21 protein-coding genes are annotated in these 18690 nt (G+C 58.3%); 11 read left to right on the top strand and 10 right to left on the bottom strand.

Features of this window, described 5'->3' with window-relative positions; all coding sequences use genetic code 11:
- The first annotated feature begins 48 nt into the window (after positions 1-48).
- The 5 genes from dusA (at position 49) to tal (ending at position 3542) form a co-directional block, all read left to right on the top strand.
- Entirely contained in the window at positions 49-1068 is a 1020-nt protein-coding gene (dusA, locus tag ACYZT0_RS06455; protein ID WP_462045104.1) for a tRNA dihydrouridine(20/20a) synthase DusA, read from the top strand.
- Between the two features lie 187 nt (positions 1069-1255).
- Entirely contained in the window at positions 1256-1498 is a 243-nt protein-coding gene (locus ACYZT0_RS06450) for an AbrB/MazE/SpoVT family DNA-binding domain-containing protein (protein ID WP_462045103.1), read from the top strand.
- Positions 1495-1890, top strand: a complete 396-nt coding sequence (locus ACYZT0_RS06445; RefSeq protein ID WP_462045102.1) for a PIN domain-containing protein — start codon at positions 1495-1497, stop codon at positions 1888-1890. Before ACYZT0_RS06450 ends, ACYZT0_RS06445 begins: the two co-directional genes overlap by 4 nt.
- Before the next feature lie 57 nt (positions 1891-1947).
- Positions 1948-2406: a hypothetical protein gene (locus ACYZT0_RS06440; RefSeq protein WP_462045101.1), complete on the top strand. Its 459-nt coding sequence runs from the start codon at positions 1948-1950 to the stop codon at positions 2404-2406.
- A 209-nt stretch (positions 2407-2615) separates the two neighbouring features.
- Positions 2616-3542 carry a transaldolase gene (gene tal, locus ACYZT0_RS06435; protein WP_462045100.1) on the top strand — a complete coding sequence of 309 codons (927 nt, stop codon included), beginning with the start codon at positions 2616-2618 and terminating at the stop codon, positions 3540-3542.
- Between the two features lie 127 nt (positions 3543-3669).
- On the opposite strand, the gene rssC is transcribed toward tal, so the two are convergent.
- The 3 genes from rssC to ACYZT0_RS06420 all read right to left on the bottom strand — a co-directional run bounded on the left by rssC (position 3670) and on the right by ACYZT0_RS06420 (position 6372).
- Complete coding sequence (gene rssC / locus ACYZT0_RS06430) at positions 3670-4152, bottom strand: anti-sigma factor antagonist RssC (protein ID WP_007935262.1); 483 nt, start codon at positions 4150-4152, stop codon at positions 3670-3672.
- Entirely contained in the window at positions 4152-5333 is a 1182-nt protein-coding gene (gene rssB / locus ACYZT0_RS06425) for a two-component system response regulator RssB (RefSeq protein WP_462045099.1), read from the bottom strand. The genes rssC and rssB overlap by 1 nt, the downstream gene beginning before the upstream one ends.
- 349 nt (positions 5334-5682) lie before the next feature.
- Positions 5683-6372, bottom strand: a complete 690-nt coding sequence (locus ACYZT0_RS06420; protein ID WP_462045098.1) for an MlaA family lipoprotein — start codon at positions 6370-6372, stop codon at positions 5683-5685.
- Between the two features lie 200 nt (positions 6373-6572).
- Between ACYZT0_RS06420 and ACYZT0_RS06415 the strand changes: the two genes are divergently transcribed.
- Together ACYZT0_RS06415 and ACYZT0_RS06410 are read left to right on the top strand one after the other, a co-directional pair.
- On the top strand, positions 6573-7193 hold the full coding sequence (locus ACYZT0_RS06415) for an HAD family phosphatase (protein WP_462045097.1): 621 nt from the start codon (positions 6573-6575) through the stop codon (positions 7191-7193).
- Positions 7194-7303: 110 nt separating this feature from the next.
- The gene (locus ACYZT0_RS06410; protein WP_462045096.1) at positions 7304-7567 is read left to right on the top strand and encodes a DUF4404 family protein; all 264 of its coding nucleotides are present in this window, start codon (positions 7304-7306) and stop codon (positions 7565-7567) included.
- Positions 7568-7618: 51 nt separating this feature from the next.
- Here the strand turns inward: ACYZT0_RS06410 and queF are convergent, their stop codons facing one another.
- Together queF and copI are read right to left on the bottom strand one after the other, a co-directional pair.
- On the bottom strand, positions 7619-8449 hold the full coding sequence (gene queF, locus ACYZT0_RS06405) for an NADPH-dependent 7-cyano-7-deazaguanine reductase QueF (RefSeq protein WP_449646005.1): 831 nt from the start codon (positions 8447-8449) through the stop codon (positions 7619-7621).
- A 61-nt stretch (positions 8450-8510) separates the two neighbouring features.
- Positions 8511-9047 (bottom strand): copper-resistant cuproprotein CopI, encoded by a 537-nt coding sequence (copI, locus tag ACYZT0_RS06400; RefSeq protein WP_462045095.1) that lies wholly within the window; start codon positions 9045-9047, stop codon positions 8511-8513.
- Between the two features lie 155 nt (positions 9048-9202).
- Here copI and ACYZT0_RS06395 point away from each other — a divergent pair, with 155 nt between their 5' ends.
- Positions 9203-9883: a heavy metal response regulator transcription factor gene (locus ACYZT0_RS06395; RefSeq protein WP_462045094.1), complete on the top strand. Its 681-nt coding sequence runs from the start codon at positions 9203-9205 to the stop codon at positions 9881-9883.
- Complete coding sequence (locus ACYZT0_RS06390) at positions 9883-11232, top strand: heavy metal sensor histidine kinase (RefSeq protein ID WP_462045093.1); 1350 nt, start codon at positions 9883-9885, stop codon at positions 11230-11232. The genes ACYZT0_RS06395 and ACYZT0_RS06390 overlap by 1 nt, the downstream gene beginning before the upstream one ends.
- A gap of 99 nt (positions 11233-11331) precedes the next feature.
- On the opposite strand, the gene ACYZT0_RS06385 is transcribed toward ACYZT0_RS06390, so the two are convergent.
- The 3 genes from ACYZT0_RS06385 to ACYZT0_RS06375 all read right to left on the bottom strand — a co-directional run bounded on the left by ACYZT0_RS06385 (position 11332) and on the right by ACYZT0_RS06375 (position 14583).
- A complete protein-coding gene (locus ACYZT0_RS06385) occupies positions 11332-12576 on the bottom strand; it encodes a lipoprotein-releasing ABC transporter permease subunit (RefSeq protein ID WP_462045092.1) in 1245 nt (414 codons plus the stop codon).
- A gap of 65 nt (positions 12577-12641) precedes the next feature.
- A complete protein-coding gene (lolD, locus tag ACYZT0_RS06380) occupies positions 12642-13325 on the bottom strand; it encodes a lipoprotein-releasing ABC transporter ATP-binding protein LolD (RefSeq protein ID WP_462045091.1) in 684 nt (227 codons plus the stop codon).
- A 7-nt stretch (positions 13326-13332) separates the two neighbouring features.
- The gene (locus tag ACYZT0_RS06375) at positions 13333-14583 is read right to left on the bottom strand and encodes a lipoprotein-releasing ABC transporter permease subunit (protein ID WP_462045090.1); all 1251 of its coding nucleotides are present in this window, start codon (positions 14581-14583) and stop codon (positions 13333-13335) included.
- Positions 14584-14677: 94 nt separating this feature from the next.
- Here ACYZT0_RS06375 and ACYZT0_RS06370 point away from each other — a divergent pair, with 94 nt between their 5' ends.
- A complete protein-coding gene (locus ACYZT0_RS06370; RefSeq protein ID WP_462045089.1) occupies positions 14678-15259 on the top strand; it encodes a PilZ domain-containing protein in 582 nt (193 codons plus the stop codon).
- Between the two features lie 14 nt (positions 15260-15273).
- On the top strand, positions 15274-15996 hold the full coding sequence (locus ACYZT0_RS06365) for a glycerophosphodiester phosphodiesterase (protein ID WP_462045088.1): 723 nt from the start codon (positions 15274-15276) through the stop codon (positions 15994-15996).
- A gap of 42 nt (positions 15997-16038) precedes the next feature.
- Here the strand turns inward: ACYZT0_RS06365 and sthA are convergent, their stop codons facing one another.
- Both sthA and ACYZT0_RS06355 read right to left on the bottom strand, forming a co-directional pair.
- Positions 16039-17433, bottom strand: a complete 1395-nt coding sequence (sthA, locus tag ACYZT0_RS06360) for a Si-specific NAD(P)(+) transhydrogenase (protein WP_046047831.1) — start codon at positions 17431-17433, stop codon at positions 16039-16041.
- Positions 17434-17640: 207 nt separating this feature from the next.
- Positions 17641-18621, bottom strand: coding sequence for an FAD:protein FMN transferase (locus ACYZT0_RS06355; protein WP_462045087.1), 981 nt, complete (start codon positions 18619-18621; stop codon positions 17641-17643).
- Between the last annotated feature and the right edge of the window lie 69 nt (positions 18622-18690).

The raw sequence follows: 18690 nt of genomic DNA, 5'->3' as shown, positions 1-18690 counted from the left end.
AAAACAAGGAAAAATGGGTAAAAACCGCTGTATAAAAGACCAGTATCAATGAATTTCGAAAAACCTAAAGCGCCCGTAAACACTAGCCAAGCCCGCTCCGAGCCGTCTCGTCGCTTCAGCGTGGCCCCGATGATGGATTGGACCGATCGCCACTGCCGTTTCTTCCTGCGCCTACTCTCCAAGCACGCGCTCCTCTACACAGAAATGGTCACCACAGGCGCGCTCCTCAACGGTGACCACGACCGCTTCCTGCGTCACAACGAAGCCGAACACCCGCTCGCCCTGCAACTTGGAGGCAGTGTGCCTCTGGACCTGGCGATGTGTGCGCGCATGGCCCAGGAGCACGGTTACGACGAGGTGAATCTGAATGTCGGCTGCCCGAGTGATCGGGTGCAGAACAATATGATCGGTGCGTGCCTGATGGGGCATCCGCAGTTGGTGGCTGATTGTGTGAAGGCGATGCGCGATGCGGTGTCGATTCCGGTGACGGTGAAGCATCGGATCGGGATCAATGGGCGGGACAGTTACGAGCAGTTGTGTGATTTCGTCGGCACGGTTCGGGATGCCGGGTGTACGAGTTTTACAGTGCATGCGCGGATTGCAATTCTGGAGGGGTTGTCGCCGAAGGAGAACCGCGACATTCCGCCCCTGCGCTATGACGTGGCGGCGCGGTTGAAGACGGATTTTCCGGAGCTGGAGATTATCCTCAACGGCGGGATCAAGACGCTGGAAGCCTGTCACGAGCATTTGCAGACGTTCGACGGTGTGATGCTGGGTCGTGAGGCGTATCACAATCCTTATGTGATGGCTGAGGTGGATCAGCAACTGTTTGGCAGCACGGCGCCGCTGATCAGCCGGGCCGAGGCGCTGGCGCAGTTGCGGCCTTATATAGTGGCGCATATTGATGCGGGTGGTTCGATGCACCACATCACCCGGCATGTACTGGGGCTGGGCACCGGGTTTCCGGGGGCGCGCAAGTTTCGGCAGTTGTTGTCGGTGGATATTCACAAGGCTAAAGAGCCTTTGGCGTTGTTGGATCAGGCAGCGGAGTTGTTAGAGGGGCGTTGATCAGCTGTGCTGGCCAACTCCTCCAGCCCGTGTTTGTTGTGCCGGGATAATGCGTCTTTACCGAAGCGGCTGGTCTGTTCCGATCAGCTTCGTTTTCACCGCCCATCGTTCTCCGTTCCGTTGAGCATTGATTTCCAGAAATCCTTACCATAATGTAAGGAAAATCTGACTTGACGGAGCATCCACCATGGCAACCGCCACACTGACCTCGAAAGGACAAATTACCATTCCGGCACAGGTTCGGGCTTCTCTTGGCCTCGACACTGGGGATCGCATTGAATTTGTAGCCATAGGCGATGGTAAATTCGCCATTATGGCCGCGACTCATTCGGCTCGCGACCTCAAAGGACTCATTCGTAAGCCCCCTAAAGCTGTAAGCATCGAGGACATGAACCAGGCCATCGCAGTACAAGGATCCAAAGCCATATGATAGGTCTGGATACCAACGTACTGGTCAGGTATGTCGCTCAGGATGATCCAGAGCAGTCAGCTAAAGCCTCCGAACTGATTGAGTCGCTGACGATAGCCTCACCTGGCTTCATCACGACGGTTTCGATAGTCGAGTTGGTCTGGGTACTTCAATCCTGCTACGAGAGCGCAAAAAGCGAGATCGTTACAGTCCTCGAAACGCTTTTGCGAACTCGTGAATTGACGGTGGAAAACCCCGAAATTGTTTGGCAGTCGCTGCGTAGTTACTCACAGGCCAACGCCGACTTCGCAGACTGCTTGATTGAGCGCAGCGCCAACGCGGCAGGCTGCGAGTACATCGTCACCTTCGACAGCAAGGCCGCCAAGACGGCAGGCATGCGTCGCCTGACTTGACTTGGCACCTTCAGATCAACCGCTTTGCATTCTTAGCGCGACACGCCCAGGAGAGAAATGGAATACCACCGAGCTCGCCTTCAGTATCAATTCAACAAACTTCAACCTATCCGCGATGGCATTTTTCCGGCCTATGGAGGGAACATCGAGTTTGAGTTATTTAACTTCTTCGAGGTCTGTTATCACCTCAAAGACTGGGTGAAACACTCCCCGAACTACGCCTCGCTCAGCAACGTGGAAGACTACATAAGCCAAAGCCCTGCACTGAGAATATGCGCCGACGTCTGTAACAAGCTTAAGCACAGGAAGCTTGATAGGAAGTTGCGCAGCGGGTCAGAGCCTGGATTCTTCATGATCACATCTACGATGACTGTCGGTCCAATTGGGACTACCTCGATCGTGAGCATCGACGAGGCAAGAATTGAGACTGAACGTGGCGATGAATGCTGTTTTGAGCTCGCTCAGGAATGCATGGAGGCGTGGAAGACGTATTTCATCTTGAACTATGCAACTTAGCCTCAGCTCCATCGGCATTAAGCCGCGTTAGCCGTCAGACCGGTTGAACCTGCGTCCCATTTCAGCATCGTATTTACCGACACCGCGCCCCGCCTTTCAAACGGCCGTTTTCCGGTTGTTGCCGCTGGGGCCATCGATACGTACACGCACCCTTGAGTGGCTGTCAGCGCTCGGGTAATGTCATTAGACCCATAGGACAGAGCACGCCCATGACTTCCAAGCTGGAACAACTCAAACAAATGACCACCGTGGTTGCCGACACCGGCGACTTCGAAGCTATCGCTCGCGTTAAACCCGTGGACGCTACCACCAACCCTTCCCTGCTGCTCAAAGCGGCGGCCATTTCCGGTTATGCCGAGTTGCTGAACACCTGCGTTCACGACTGCAAGGGCGATGTTGGCCTGGCCAGCGACCGTTTTGGCGTTGCGGTAGGGCAAGAAATTCTGAAGGTGATCCCTGGCCGTATTTCCACCGAAGTGGATGCGCGCCTGTCGTTCGACACTGACGCCGTATTGAAGCGTGCTCACCGTCTGATCGACCTGTACGACAAGGCCGGTATTGGCCGTGACCGCGTGCTGATCAAGATCGCTTCCACCTGGGAAGGCATCCGTGCCGCCGAGACGCTGGAAAAGGAAGGCATCCAAACCAACCTGACGTTGCTGTTCTCGTTCGCTCAGGCTGCGGCGTGTGCTGACGCCGGGGTTTTCCTGATTTCGCCATTCGTGGGTCGTATCTACGACTGGTACAAGAAGGCCAACGGCAACGACTACACCGGCGCGGATGATCCGGGCGTGCAGTCGGTGACGCGCATCTACAACTACTTCAAGGCCAATGACTACAAGACTGTGGTCATGGGCGCGAGCTTCCGTAACCTGAATCAGATCGAGCAACTGGCCGGTTGCGACCGTTTGACCATCAGCCCGGATTTGATTGATAAGCTGGCGGCGGATACTGGCAAGCTGGAACGCAAATTGGCGCCGGGACATGCAGGTGAAGCACGTTTGAGCCTGAATGAAGCGCAGTTCCGTTGGTTGTCCAACGAGGACGCGATGGCGACCGAGAAACTGGCTGAGGGTATTCGTCAGTTTGCTCGGGATCAGGAAAAGCTTGAGGCGTTGTTGCAGGCCAAGCTGTGATCCAGTAAGAGCAAACGCAAAAAGGGCGAACCCTCACAGGTTCGCCCTTTTTTGTGCACCATTTTTGGGTCTGCTTCGCAGCCCAGCGGGACGGTGCGGCGTTCCGACAAGCTCCCTTGCCAAAGGATCAGTGACGCTCGAGGGCGTTCACCAGATCATGGAATGCTTCACGATTGGAGTCGTTGAGGCCCATGAGGATCTTGTGTGCTTCGAGCACTTTGATCCGCACCACTTCTTCGGACTGATCCTGGTCCGGCAGGTCAGTCAGGCACTCAGGGCACGGGATCGGGCGGTCAACGATGTTGAACACTTGCTCGAAGCCCATGGACTGCAGCAGACGGGTGATGTCTTCGTGGGTGGTGACGACGGTCGGCAGCAGGCCTACCTTTTGCCGCGACAGGATCGACAGTTTGGCCAGCAGGCCCAACGTGGTGCTGTCGATGCTGCGGGTTTCGGTCAGGTCGATCACGATCGCATTGAAGTTCAACGCCGTGAAGATCCGCTCAATAGTCGCATCCAACGCCGAACACAGGGTCAGGCGAACTTCACCGACGAACTTCAGGACGAAGGTGCCATCCTGCTCGGCGAACTGGATTCTACCGGTACTCATTAAAGATTCCTGCTCAACACCAACAGGGCGATATCATCCGGCATCTCCCCTAGCGTGGCCAATCCAAAAACCTGCCGCAGACCATCCAGGCTGCCGCCCGCGGCCTTGACCCGTTGGGGCAAAGCCGCTTCTTTCTCTTTGAGTGTAGGTTCTGGCAAAAGGTCCAGAATGCCATCGGACATCAGCGTCAGGCTGAATGTCGGCGGCAGCTCCAGAACGTGATCTTCGTAGGTGGCTTCATTAAAGAGGCCCACCGGCAGACCACGCCCTTCCAGATAACGAACACTGTCTGGCGTGTACAACACTGGCAACGGCAAATGACCACCGATGCTATAGGTCAACAAACCTGTCTCCTCGTCGATGACTCCACCGACCATTGTGACGTGTTTGCCCAGCTTACAACTGATCAGGCCTCGGTTGATATGACCAAGGACCTCTGAAGGCTTGAATTCCGGCAATGTGCCGCTGCGCTTGGATTCGAACAGCAAGCGCGTGGTCATGAACTTCAGCAACACGGTAACGAAGGCTGAAGAGGCGCCATGACCGGAAACGTCCGCCAGGTAGAAGGCTACCCGACGCTCGTCGACCCGAAAGTAGTCAACGAAATCACCCGACAGGTACAGCGACGGGATGATCTGGTGCGCAAACTGGAACTCGTCGATGGTCCAGGGACTGACCGGCAGCATGTTCATCTGCACTTGGCGACCGGCGTTCTGGTCTTCCTGGAGCAGGTTCAGGCTGGCGGCGAGCTCGCGATTGGCCTCTTCCAGCTTCTCGCGGTAGCGCTGGTTTTCCAGCAGCAGGCGCGCACGATCCAGGGCCCGGCGAACAGAATGCTCGAGCACGGCAAGATCTTCGAGAGGCTTGATCAGGTAGTCCGCCGCGCCCAGGCGCAGGGCCTCGACCGCATCGTTCATCACGCCGGCACCCGAAACCACGATCACCGGGGTTTGTGGCGACAGCTCGGTGACCTGGCGAATGAGTTCGAGCCCGCCCATCTGCGGCATGCGCAGATCGCAGATGACCAAGTCGGGCTTGTCTTGCTCGAATACCTGAAGACCCTGCTGGCCATTGCTGGCCTGCAGGACACTGAAACCACTGTCTTCCAAGTAGGCCGCGAGGCTCGCGCGCACTACTTCGTCATCATCGATTATCAGCAGCGTGGCACTGGTTTTTGGCATGTGGGCAAACGGCGCCAGAATTAGGTTGGCGTAGCAGGCAGGGGCTTTGTCCCGGCTCACACTACTGGATTCGCTTTCTAGCCTCTCTACTGCACTGTTTTCGAGCGCTTGCCCTACACACAGGTACACCAAAGGTGCCCTTCTAAGGCGCAGACGGTACTCCCATCCGCGGGGCGTTTCAAGCTCACGCCGATCGTCGCTTGACGTCTTTCCATTTCAAATCACCGAGAGTTATAAGAACAGGCAAAACCGTAACCTAATGGAAGGTTAGAACCCATGGTCAAACCGGTCCCGGAGGCCAACGAAAGAAGGCGACCAACAGGCCGCCTTCTTGGTTTACCGGTCGAGATCAAAAATCGTCTTCGACCTGGCCGTCTTTGACTTTGAATTCGCGGTTCTGCAAGTACGCATTGCGGATGAAGGTGTACTTGTCGCCACTGATCAGCTTCTCGGCCGACAGCAGGCTGGCACGGGTATCGACAATGTTCAGGCCGAAGATCGAATTACGCACGGGCACATCGTGGATATATGGGTACGGGCCGGTATAGCCGTCGACATACTTGGACGGCGCGTCACGTAGCGTGCTTGGCCCCAACAACGGCAACATCACGTACGGGCCGCTACCCACACCCCAGTAGCCGAGTGTCTGGCCGAAGTCTTCGTCACTGCGTTGCAGGCCCATTTTGGTGCCCACGTCGATGAAGCCCAGCAGGCCGAAGGTGGTGTTGAAGATCAAGCGTGCGGTGTCGACGCCAGCGGCGGCCGGTTTGGCCTGCAAGATGTTATTGGCAAGGTTGGTGACATCACCGACGTTGCGGAACATGTTGTGAATACCGTCTTCAAGAAACTGCGGGGTCACGAACTGATAGCCTTGCGCCAAAGGCTTCAGTGCATAGGTATCGACAACGTCGTTGAACGTGTAGATCGGGCGGTTGATGCTTTCCCAAGGGTCGTCTTCCGAGGCTGCCTGGGCAACGAACGGAACCAGCAATACGCTGGCAAACACACAAAGCTGAGCTAGATGATTGCTCCAGCGCATAGAAAAACTCCTTGGATTGTACTGTCGAGGGCGCTTAGCCCAAGCGTGAAGCTGGCTAGTATAAGACGGAAAAGCCGCTTAAGGCAGCACCGTGCGAGGCAGCCTACGGATCATTCGCGATAATTATGAGCGATTCACATCAGTGTCACTCAACTGTCACCGTCACCGCCTAGCCTTCAGGCTATTTCAGGGACGTTGATATGCCGCACGCCGAAAAATTACCCCACATTGCGCCCAGCCTGACCGCCGTACTGTTCGGCCTCAGTGGTTGCCTGGTGGATTTCGGCGCCCGCACGCGCACGCAAGGCCGCCACTCTGCCGTGCACGCCGAGGCCACGCCCGGTGCCCTGGATAGCCTGCGCAGCTTGCAGCATCAGCAGATTCCCTGTGCCTGGCTCGATGAGCTCCCCCCTGCCCTCAGCAATTCCCTGGCCGCCGCATTGCCTTCATGGATCAAACCCTCGCAATACCCCGAAACAAACAATCCATGGCCGGCACCGCATGCCTGCTGGCAAGCCTTGATGACGCTGAATGTCGAACGACTGGAGGGTTGCGTACTGGTCAGCGGCGAACCGCGATTGCTGCAAGCGGGGCTCAATGCCGGATTGTGGACGATTGGGCTGGCGTCCTGCGGCTCACTCTGCGGCCTTGCGCCCAACGAGTGGCAGGCGCTGACTCAGCAGGAACGGGAATTCAAACGCGGAAAGGCAACGGTGCAACTGTTCAGTCTGGGTGTGCATTCGGTGATCGATCACCTCGGTGAACTTGACACCTGCCTGGCAGATATCAGCCTGCGCCGACTCAAGGGCGAAAAGCCCTGATGGAGATCATGCAGGTTGTGCGCGAGTGGATTAATCTAAAGGCCAAGCCATAGACCTTTGGCGTGCTGCTGCGGTCTATGCCAGTGCCTATCGATAAAAGGAAGAACGCCATGCCTGCCCGCGAACTGCAAGAACAGCTCAATACTCTGCGCGAGCAATTGGAACAGAATCCGCCGCTGACCGAAGCCGAGCGCGAAGACCTGCACGCGCTGATGGAACAGATCGAACTGGAGATTGAGCTCGAAACCAAGACCAAGGATTCAAGCCTGGCTGACAATGTGAACCTGGCCGTCGAACGCTTTGAAATCGAACACCCTACCCTTGCTGGCACATTGCGTAACATCGTGCAAACATTGGGCAATATGGGGATCTGAACCCGCCAGATGTAAAAAAGCCCCGCTAGTGATAGCGGGGCTTTTTTGCTCTTACTGGCGGACCAGCCGATGGTTCGGCAACTGCACTTCTTCAGTGCTGCGATACGGGTTGATGTCCAACCCACCGCGCCGCACATACCGCGCATACACCGTCAATTTCTCCGGTTTCAGCAACCGTTGCAGGTCGAGGAAAATCCGCTCCACGCACTGTTCGTGGAAGTCGGAGTGCTGACGGAAGCTCACGATGTATTCCAGCAAACTCGCGTGATCCAGCGCCGCGCCACGGTATTCCACCGCCACGCTACCCCAGTCAGGCTGACTGGTGACCGGGCAGTTGGATTTGAGCAAATGACTGTGCACGCTCTCCTCCACAATGCGCGATTCATCGCAACGCAGCAGTTCCGGACGCGGTTGCTCATAGTTGCTGACGCTGATATCCAGATCATCAATGCACACACCCGGTAACGCCACAACGCCTTCGGCCTCGACGTCCTTGAGCCTGCGAATCCGCACGCCGACCGGTTTACCGGCAGCAGCCGACAGGTCTTTGACCAGCGTCGATTCAATGCTTGCAGTGTCGGCAAACGGCGTCTGGTTCAGGGAGTTGAGATACAGCTTGAACGACTTCGACTCGATGATATTCGGTGAATCCGCCGGGATGCTGAATTCGCCAATGGCCACCACTGGCTTGCCCGAAGGCAATAGCCACGACAATTCGAAGCAGTTCCAGAAATCCACGCCTTTGTAGGGCAGGGTTTCAGCCGTCAGGCCCAGTTCGGCCCATTTCGCGGTGCGCGGGATCGGGAACAGCAACGACGGTGTGTAGGTGGCGATGTATTCGCTGGATTTGCCCAGCGGCGAGTGTTCGGCTGCGGGATGCATGGCGGAAACCTGACTGAAGAATCAGCGGATTCTACCAGTCTTTGCTCCCTCCTTTGAGTGCTTACTGACTGACAGTCAACTTGCCGACCATCCCGGCCTGGTAATGACCGGGGATGTTGCAGGCAAATTCCAGGTTGGTCGCCTTGCTGAAGGTCCAGGTCAGCTCGGTTGTTTTGCCCGGCTCGACGAGCACGCTGTTAGGGTCGTCGTGTTTCATACCATGCCCTTGAGATGAGTGTTCCATGCCGGGCATTGAGCCGTAGTCCATATCCGCAATGCCTGTAGGCGTGAGCATGCCGCTGCGCTGTATCTTCATCATTTCCTGCTGATGGCTGGCATGCATTGCCGCGTCATCGAGGTTGAATTCGTGCAACAACTGGCCTTTATTCACCAGCACAAAACGAACCGTCTCTCCGGCCTTGATATCAATCGCCTTGGGAGTGAACGACATGTCGCCCATGACAACTTCAACGCTGCGAGTCGCCTTGGCCGCCGGGGCCGGTTGACCGAAGTCGTAGGTAGGCGACGGGGAAGCCCACGCCGGCGAGCTCAGCACCAGCAAACACACGGCCCGCACCAGGGATTTGCGCAACAACATAGTCGTACTCCAACAAGGTAAGGTTCAGCCTGTGGAAAACTCTAAACTGCAGCGACTGCCCGCAACCTGACAGCCAAATTACAACGTTGTCAGGTTGGCCTGTATTAACGCCGCCCACGGTATAAAGCATTCGTTCCATTAGTCCCGAGTCGCCCATGAAACTGCTGATTGTCGAAGACCAACCGAAAACTGGCCACTCCCTGCGCCAAGGCCTGACCGAGGCCGGTTTCAACACTGAACTGGTGGCGGACGGCAGCACCGGCCAGCAACTGGCGTTGACCGGCGATTACGCCCTGTTGATTCTCGATGTGATGCTGCCCGGTCGCGATGGCTGGCAGATTCTGCAAGCGGTGCGCGATGCCGGCCTCGACACGCCGGTATTGTTTCTTACAGCGCGAGACGCAGTGGAGGACAGGGTTCACGGCCTCGAACTGGGCGCCGACGACTACCTGGTCAAACCTTTCGCCTTCTCCGAACTGCTGGCCCGGGTCCGCAGCCTGTTGCGCCGCGGTAGCGCCACACCTCAGGAAACCAGCCTGCAACTGGCGGACTTGCGCCTTGACCTGATCCGCCGCCGCGTCGAACGCAGCGGTCAGCGCATCGACCTGACGGCCAAGGAATTCGCCCTGCTGGAAATGCTCCTGCGCAGGCATGGCGAAGTCCTTCCCAAGTCGCTGATCGCTTCCCAGGTCTGGGACATGAATTTCGACAGTGACACCAATGTCATCGAAGTGGCGATCCGTCGTTTGCGCCTGAAGATCGACGATGAATTCCCCAACAAGTTGATCCACACCGTGCGTGGCATGGGTTACGTCCTTGAAGAGCGCCCCGCCTGATGCGTCGACTTTCGTTAAGCAGCCGTCTGGCGCTACTGTTTGCGGCGTGCACCGCCGTCGTTTCATTGTTCGCCGGAGTGTTGTTCAGCCGGGCCAGTGAAGCGCATTTCGTTGAACTCGATCAGCAGTTGTTGGACGGCAAGTTGATTGGGTTGCGCCGGGCACTGCATGACATTCAGTCGCGTGAAAGCGAAGTCAAACTGGCCGATGAGTTGAACCGACAGGCTGATCTGTCGCTGCGGATCACCGGCAGCGACGGCAGGCGCTGGTATGACAGCTCGACGCGCCTGCCCCAGGAATTGCCTACCCGACCGGGTTTGTCCACGGTGAGCAATGACGGTACTGATTACCGCGTCCTCAACGCTCCGTTGTATCTCGACAAATCCGACTCGCCGCAGCTGACCTTGCTGCTGGACATCACCCATCACCAGCACTTTCTGCAACGCATGCAGCATCTGATCTGGCTGACAGTCGGTTTGTCAGCACTGGCCACTGCCCTGCTCGGTGCGTGGGCAGCACGCAGTGGGTTGCGGCCGTTACGGCGCATGAGTGCAGTGGCGAGCGGCGTTTCGGCACAATCGCTCAATGCACGCCTGCCAGAAGAAAACATGCCGCCAGAACTCGCGGAAATGGCCCACAACTTCAACGCCATGCTCGGACGCCTTGACGACTCTTTTCAACGGCTCTCAGCCTTCTCCGCCGACATCGCCCACGAATTGCGCACGCCGTTGTCGAACTTGCTGACCCACACCCAGGTCACCCTCACCCGCCCACGCCCCATCGAGGACTATCGCGAAGCACTGCACAGCAACCTCGAAGAACTGCAATGGATGGCGCAACTGGTCAACGACATGTTGTACCTGGCCAAGGCAGACCACGGGTTGTTGATGCCCAAGCGCGAACTGCTGGAGCTGGCGGAAGAAGCGGACCTATTGCTGGAGTTTTTTGCGCCGCTGGCGGAGGACGCTCAGGTCAGGTTGAGTCGTGAAGGTAGTGCGCGCATGGAGGGCGATCGCAGCATGTTGCGTCAGGCGCTTTCCAATTTACTGGACAATGCGTTGCGGTTTACGCCTGCCCAGGGCGAGGTTCGGGTGCGGATAGTCGAGCAAGCCAAAGGATTGAGCGTGACGATTGAGAACAGTGGAGACGGAATTGACAGGGCGTTACTGCCGCGTTTATTTGATCGCTTCTACCGGGCTGATCCGGCGCGCCAGGAAGGCAGTAGTGAACATGCGGGATTGGGGTTGGCGATTACTCAGTCAATCATCCGTGCCCATGGCGGGCAGATTCGTTGCGAGTCGGATAACGGGTGGACGCGGTTTGTGATTGAGTTGCCCAAGGGGGATTGAGGCCAGCCGGGCAGGCCCCTTCGCGGGCAAGCCTCGCTCCTACTCGGAAATACGTACCACCGTAGGAGCGAGGCTTGCCCGCGAAGGCGATTTCAAAGCTTACGAATACCGCAACGCGTGAGCCGGTTCGATCTTCGCCGCACGCCATGCCGGGTAAACGGTGGCGAGGAAGCTCAGAATGAAACCCGCCGAGCAGATCAACAACACATCCCCACCCTGCAGTTCAGACGGCAAGTTACTGACGAAGTACACGTCGGAACTGAAGATGTGCTGTCCGCTGACCCGCTCCATCCAGCCCACCAGCTCACTGACGTTCAGCGCCGCAATCACGCCGAGCACACCGCCGATTAAGGTGCCGACAATCCCGATCACCGTGCCCTGGACCATAAAGATCGCCATGATTTGCCCCGGAGTGGCACCGATGGTGCGCAGGATCGCAATGTCGGCGCCCTTGTCGTTCACCACCATGATCAGTGTTGCGATGATGTTGAACGCCGCCACCGCGACGATCATCAGCAACAGCAGACCGATCATGGTCTTTTCCATTTTCATCGCGCTGAACAGACTGCCCTGAGTGTGGGTCCAGTCGTCAGCCTTGTAAGCGGTGCCCAGCCCGCCAGCAATATCGCTGGAAACCTTCGGCGCCGCGTACAAATCCTTCACTGCCAGGCGCACGCTCTGCACCTGATTCGGCGCCCAGTGCTGCATCTGCGCGGCATCGGCAACGTGGATCAGCGCCATGGAACCGTCCAGCTCGGCACCGACCTTGAACACGCCGACCACGTTCAACCGCTGCATGCGCGGGGTGATGCCGCCCGGTGCGTTGCTGACTTCCGGCACGATCAGGGTGATCTTGTCGCCGACGTTCAAACGGAAGCGGCGCGCCGTGATCTCGCCGATCACCACGCCGAACTCACCCGGCTTCAAGGCATCGAGACGGCCCTGAACAATGTGCTGGGCGACGATCGAAACCTTGCCTTCGAGCGCTGGATCGACGCCGCTGACCTGGATCGGCTGCATCGTGCCCTTGTAGGACAGCATGCCCTCCATCTCGGTGAACGGCACGGCGGCCGTCACTTCAGGATTCTTCATGGCCGCAGCGGCGACGGGCTGCCAGTCATCGATCGGATTGACGCCGACAATAGTCGCGTGAGGCACCATGCCGAGGATGCGCGAGCTCATTTCGCGCTGGAAGCCGTTCATCACCGACAGCACCACGATCATCGCCAGCACGCCCAGGGCGAGGCCGATCATCGAGGTCATCGAGATGAAGGAAACAAAGCGATTGCGGCGCTTGGCGCGGGTATAGCGCGTGCCGATAAAGATCGATAACGGTCTGAACATTCGCTGGGGCACCGTATAAAAATAAAAGACCCGACGCACTTTTCAGTACGCCGGGTTTCGGCCAATCAGATGGGCGTCAGGCAACCTTCCTGCAAATGCAGGACGCGATCCATCTGGCGAGCCAGGTTCATGTCGTGAGTCACCACCAGGAACGCCGTGCGCATCGAGGTGCTGAGTTCCAGCATCAAATCCTGAATGCCCTGGGCGGTGTGGGAGTCGAGGTTGCCGGTCGGCTCGTCGAGCATCACCAGGCCTGGCTTGTTCACCAGGGCGCGGGCGATGGCCACACGCTGACGTTCACCACCGGACAGCTCGGACGGTTTGTGTTCCAGGCGATGACCCAGCCCTACTCGCTCCAGCAATGCCGTCGCACGTTGACGCGCTTGCGGGATCGCGGTCTTGCCGATCAGCAGTGGCATGCAGACGTTTTCCAGCGCGGTGAACTCGGGCAACAAGTGATGGAACTGGTAAACGAAACCCAGCGACCGATTGCGCAGCAAACCGCGAGCCTTTTCGTTCAGCGCCGAGAGCTCTTCACCGGCCAGCCAGACGCTGCCCTTGGTCGGCGTATCGAGGCCGCCCAGCAGGTTGAGCAACGTACTTTTGCCCGAACCCGACGTACCGATAATCGCCACGCGCTCACCCGGATGCAATTCCAGTTGCAGACCCGCCAGAACTTCTACCGATTCCGGGCCTTCCTCGTAGGATTTGCCCAGGTTGCGGCAGCTCAAGATTGCTTTATCACTCATGCCCGACTCACTCATAACGTAGCGCCTCCGCAGGCTGGGTGCGCGCGGCACGCCAGGCTGGATACAGGGTGGCGAGGAAACTCAGGACCAACGCGGCGGCGCAGACCATCAACACATCCTGGCTCTGCACTTGCGACGGCAGGTAATCGATGAAGTACACGTCGGCGTTGAGGAACTTGTGCCCGATGAGGCCTTCGAGGGCCGAGATCGCGGCGCTGACGTTCAGCGCGGCGAAGATCCCGACCACGGCGCCGATCAGCGTACCGATCACACCAATGACCGTGCCCTGGACCATGAAGATCGCCATGATCTGCCCCGGCGTGGAGCCCAGGGTGCGCAGAATCGCGATGTCGCCCTTCTTGTCGTTCACCACCATCACCAGTGTGGAAATAATGTTGAACGCAGCGACGGCGACGATCAGCAGCAACAGCAAACCGATCATGGCTTTTTCCATCCGGATCGCTTGATACAGATTGCCGTGGGTGCGCGTCCAGTCGCGGGCATAAAAATGGTCTTCGCCGAGCTGCTGGGCGATGGTCCACGCGACACGTGGCGCCTGGAACAGGTCATCGAACTTCAGGCGAATGCCTTGGACCTGATCCGGTTTCCAACGATGCAACTTGGCCAGATCCTGAAGATTGGTGATGCCCAGGTAGCCATCCAGTTCACCGGCGCCGACATGGAAGATGCCGACCACAGTGAAGCGTTTCATGCGCGGGAACATCCCGGCCGGGGTCACGGTGACTTCCGGCGCCACAAAGGTCAGCTTGTCACCGATCGCCGCGCCAAGCTTGGCCGCCGCCTTGTCGCCGATGACGATGCCGAAACTGCCCGGCGCCAGGTCGTCGAGTTTGCCCTGCTGCATGAAGTTATCAATGATCGAGACCTGGCGTTCCAGCGCAGGGTCGATGGCATTGAGCAGGACTTTGGAGACCTTGCCGTTGTTGGTCAGCAAACCCTGCATCTGGGTAAACGGCGCCACGGCCGTCACCTGCGGGTTCTGCTTGACCTTGGAGGCCAGGCTTTTCCAGTCGCTGATCGGTTCACCGGATTCGATGGTCGCGTGGGGCACCATGCCCAGCACGCGGGTACGCATCTCATGATCGAAGCCGTTCATGACCGACAGCACAACGATCATCACGACCACGCCAAGGGCGAGCCCGATCATCGAAGTCAGGGAAATGAACGACACAAAATGATTGCGACGCTTTGCACGGGTATAACGCGTGCCAATAAATACGAAGAGAGGTCTGAACATGTCGGGGCTTGTTCGGAGGGAAAAGGAACGTCCTTGTGGCGGGGGTCGATAACCAGCTTTACACTCAGACCACCGCCGCTACCATGGGTTCGCCATGTCGACATTAGATGAAGAAGATCGCCGCGAATACTACCGTATCGAGGACACGATCGCACTGGAAATTCGGCCCCTGTCCGCTCCCGAAGCCGCAGGCCAGGAAGTGTTGCAGGATGCTTCCCCGCTGTTCAACTTGCTCAGCGAGCTGCACCTGAGCGAATTCGAGTCACAGCACCTGTTGCGCCAGATCAGTGAGCGCGACCGGAACCTCGCAGCGTTCCTGAAATCCCATAATAAACGCATCGAGTTGCTGAGCCAGGTGATCGCAATCACCGTGCTCGGGCAAATCGGCGAGCCGCAGCCGGTGATCATTTCCGAAGGCGGGATCGACTTTCAGCATCCGACGCCCATTGCCGAGGGCGCACACCTGTCGGTCAAATTGGTGCTGATGCCGCAAGCCCTCGGACTGTTGCTGCGGGCCCGGGTCACCCATTGCGATCGCAAAGGCGACGGCTACGATGTCGGTACCGAGTTCGAGTACCCGACCGATGCCCAGCGCCAATTGCTGGCCCGCTACATTTTGCAGAGGCAGGCCCAGGAACGACGTCTGGCCCGCGAACAAAACGAATCAGGCATTTAATTTAAGGAAGAACCGTGACTCTCATCTACGGCCATCGCGGCGCCAAGGGCGAAGCACCGGAAAACACGCTGACCAGCTTTCAGCAATGCCTCAAGCACGGCGTACGCCGCTGCGAACTGGACCTGCACCTGTCCATGGACGGCGAGCTGATGGTCATCCACGACCCGACGCTCAAGCGCACCACCGACCGACGCGGCAAAGTCGTCGAGCACACGGCGACCGAGCTGGCGACCTACGACGCGCGCAAGGGCGGCCCGGGCTGGATCAAGCCCTGCCCGATTCCAACACTGGAAGAACTGTTCGAGAAATGCGATTTCGAGCACTGGCAGCTGGAAGTCAAAAGCGCTTCACGCACCCGCGCCGCGACGACGGTGTTGGCGATTCGCGAAATGGCTCAGCGTTTTGACCTGCTCGACAAGGTCACGATCACCTCGAGTTCACGCGAAGTGTTGAAAGCCGCGCTGGACCTGGTGCCGGACGTGTCCCGCGGATTGGTGGCCGAGTACGCCTGGCTCGACCCGTTGAAGGTCGCGCAAAGCTATGGCTGTGAGATTCTGGCGCTGAACTGGACCCTGTGTACGCCGGAACGCCTGCAGAAGGCGCAGCGTCAGGGCCTGCATGTGTCGGTATGGACAGTCAACGAGCCCGCGCTAATGCGCAGACTCGCCGACTTCGGCGTTGACAGCCTGATTACAGACTTTCCCGGTTTGGCCAGCGCCACGCTCGAGAATTGCTGAAATCGGTCTCCCCGGCCGGCTCAGGCCACCGGCCGGAGCCACTTAAAAAAGCCGGTTGAGGCCATCGTACGCCGCTACCCGATAGGCTTCGGCCATGGTCGGGTAGTTGAACGTCGTGTTGACGAAGTACTTCAGCGTGTTCATTTCGCCCGGCTGGTTCATGATCGCCTGACCAATGTGAACGATCTCCGACGCCTGATAACCGAAGCAGTGGACGCCCAGCACTTCCAGGGTTTCGCGGTGGAACAGAATCTTCAGCATGCCCTGAGGCTCGCCGGCGATTTGTGCACGCGCCATGCCCTTAAAGAATGCCTTGCCTACTTCGTACGGCACCTTGGCCTGAGTCAGCTCCTGCTCATTCTTGCCGATCGAGCTGATCTCCGGAATGGTATAGATACCGGTCGGCACGTCGTTGACGAAGCGCCAGCTGTTGTTATCAACGATGCTGCCAGCGGCCGAACGACCCTGGTCGTGAGCAGCACTGGCCAGGCTCGGCCAACCAATCACGTCACCGGCGCCGTAGATGTTCGGCTTGCAGGTACGGTAGGCCTCGTCGACTTCGATCTGGCCACGGCTGTTGACCTTCACGCCGACGTTTTCCAGACCCAGCTGATCGGTGTTACCGGTGCGACCGTTACACCAGAGCAAGGCGTCAGCCTTGATCTTCTTGCCGGATTTGAGGTGCAGGATCACGCCGTTGTCCACGCCTTCGACGCGGTCGTAGTCTTCGTTGTGGCGAACCGTGATGTTGTTGTTGCTGAAGTGGTAGCTCAGGGCCTGGGAAATTTCCGAGTCGAGGAAGCTCAGCAACTGACCGCGGTTATCCACCAGTTCAACCAGTACACCCAGACCGCTGAAGATCGAGGCGTATTCGCAACCGATCACACCGGCGCCGTAAACGATGAGTTTGCGCGGGGTGTGGCCGAGGCTGAGGATGGTGTCGCTATCGTAGATACGCGGGTGGTGAAAATCGATGTCCGCCGGGCGATACGGACGCGAGCCGGTGGCGATGATGATGTGCTTGGCCACCAGTTTTTCGACCACGCCGTTGGCGCAGACCACTTCGATGGTTTGCTCGTCGGCGAAGCTGCCGGTGCCGAAGAACACGTCGACGCGGTTACGGGCGTAGTAGCCGGTGCGCGATGCGACTTGTTTGGAGATGACTTTTTCGGCGCTTTTCAACACGTCCGGGAACGAGAACCAGCGTGGCTCACCAATGGCCCGGAACATCGGGTTGGTGTTGAACTGCATGATCTGCCGGACCGAGTGACGCAGTGCCTTGGACGGGATGGTACCCAGGTGGGTGCAGTTGCCGCCGACCTGGCGACGGCTATCGACCATCGCCACCTTGCGCCCTGCTTTAGCGGCGTTCATTGCCGCGCCTTCTCCCGCCGGGCCGGAACCCAGCACCACCACGTCGTAGTTGTAGACAGCCATGCGTACTCCTCAGAACAGGCCGCGGCGCCCTCGGCACCTGCGGCTAAATCACGCCGATCTGCGGCGTGAAGGAACAATTTGGGGCCAGTGCAGAACCCGGACACAGTCTATATAAGCGTCAACGCCGGGCACATTAACCCTTGGTCGCGTCGTAGGCTACTTTTGCCTGCACTACAACGCCAGTCTTCGATGCTTGAATCGCCGTCATCACTCGGTTTTTGCGCCACTCAAGCGCTCAAAAGCCTGATTGGTTCGTGTGACGAAACCTGTATCGGCACGAATCACAAAGAATGCACCGATGTCGTGTTTTTCTGCGTAGTCCCAACCCCGTTCAGGACCCAGAATCAGCAACAGCGTCGATAAGCCATCGGCCATCAACGCTGAAGGATGAATCACCGTGACTGACGCCAGGGTGTGTAAGACCGGTGCCCCGGTGCGGGCATCGAAGGTGTGGGAATAACGCCGACCGTCCTGCTCGAAATAGTTGCGGTAGTCGCCGGAGGTAGAAACGCCATAGCCATCGACGGCAATGATGCGCTCGGCCACTTGCTGGTCGTCGCGGGGTTCCTCCAGGGCGATGCGCCACAATGAGCCGTCGAGTTTTTTACCGGCAGCCTTGAGTTCGCCGGTGGCTTCGGCGAGGTAGCTATGGATGCCCATCCCCTCGAGTTTTGCGGCAATCGTATCGACCGCGTAACCGGCGGCGATGCTATTGAAGTCGACCTCGACGGCGGCGTCCTTGCACAGCTGATCGCCATCGATACGCAGGTGCTGGTAACCGACTCGCTGCCGCACTTCGGCCAGCGCTTGGGCCCCGGGAATTTTTTCCTCACGAGCCTGCGGGCCGAAACCCCAGAGGTTGAGCAGCGGTTCCACCGTCAGATCGAAGGAACCTTCGCTTTGTTCCGACAGACGCTCAGCGACACGCACCAATTTAAGGATCGGCGCGGGCATTTTCTGACAGCGGTTGGCGGGTAGATCGTTGAAGCGCCCGATGTCCGAGTCGCTGCGGTAGGTCGACATTTGTTGATCGACTTCAGCGAGGATCTTTTCGACCTGAACACGGACCTCGGCTGGGGCGGGAAGACCGGCATGGCGCAGGTACTTGATCGAATACGTGCTGCCCATGGTCGGGCCGCCGAAGCTTTCCATGGAGTCGCCGTTGCCGCAGCCTGTCAGGGCGCCCATCAGGACCACAAAACCGCACAGCCGCCATTTCAACAATCCTGCATCCCCTGGAGAGTCCCATGACACAAC

Source organism: Pseudomonas sp. ZS1P83, from assembly GCF_054897825.1.
The sequence above is the reverse complement of the archived record's forward strand: the minus strand, read 5'-3'. Positions and strand labels throughout refer to the sequence as shown.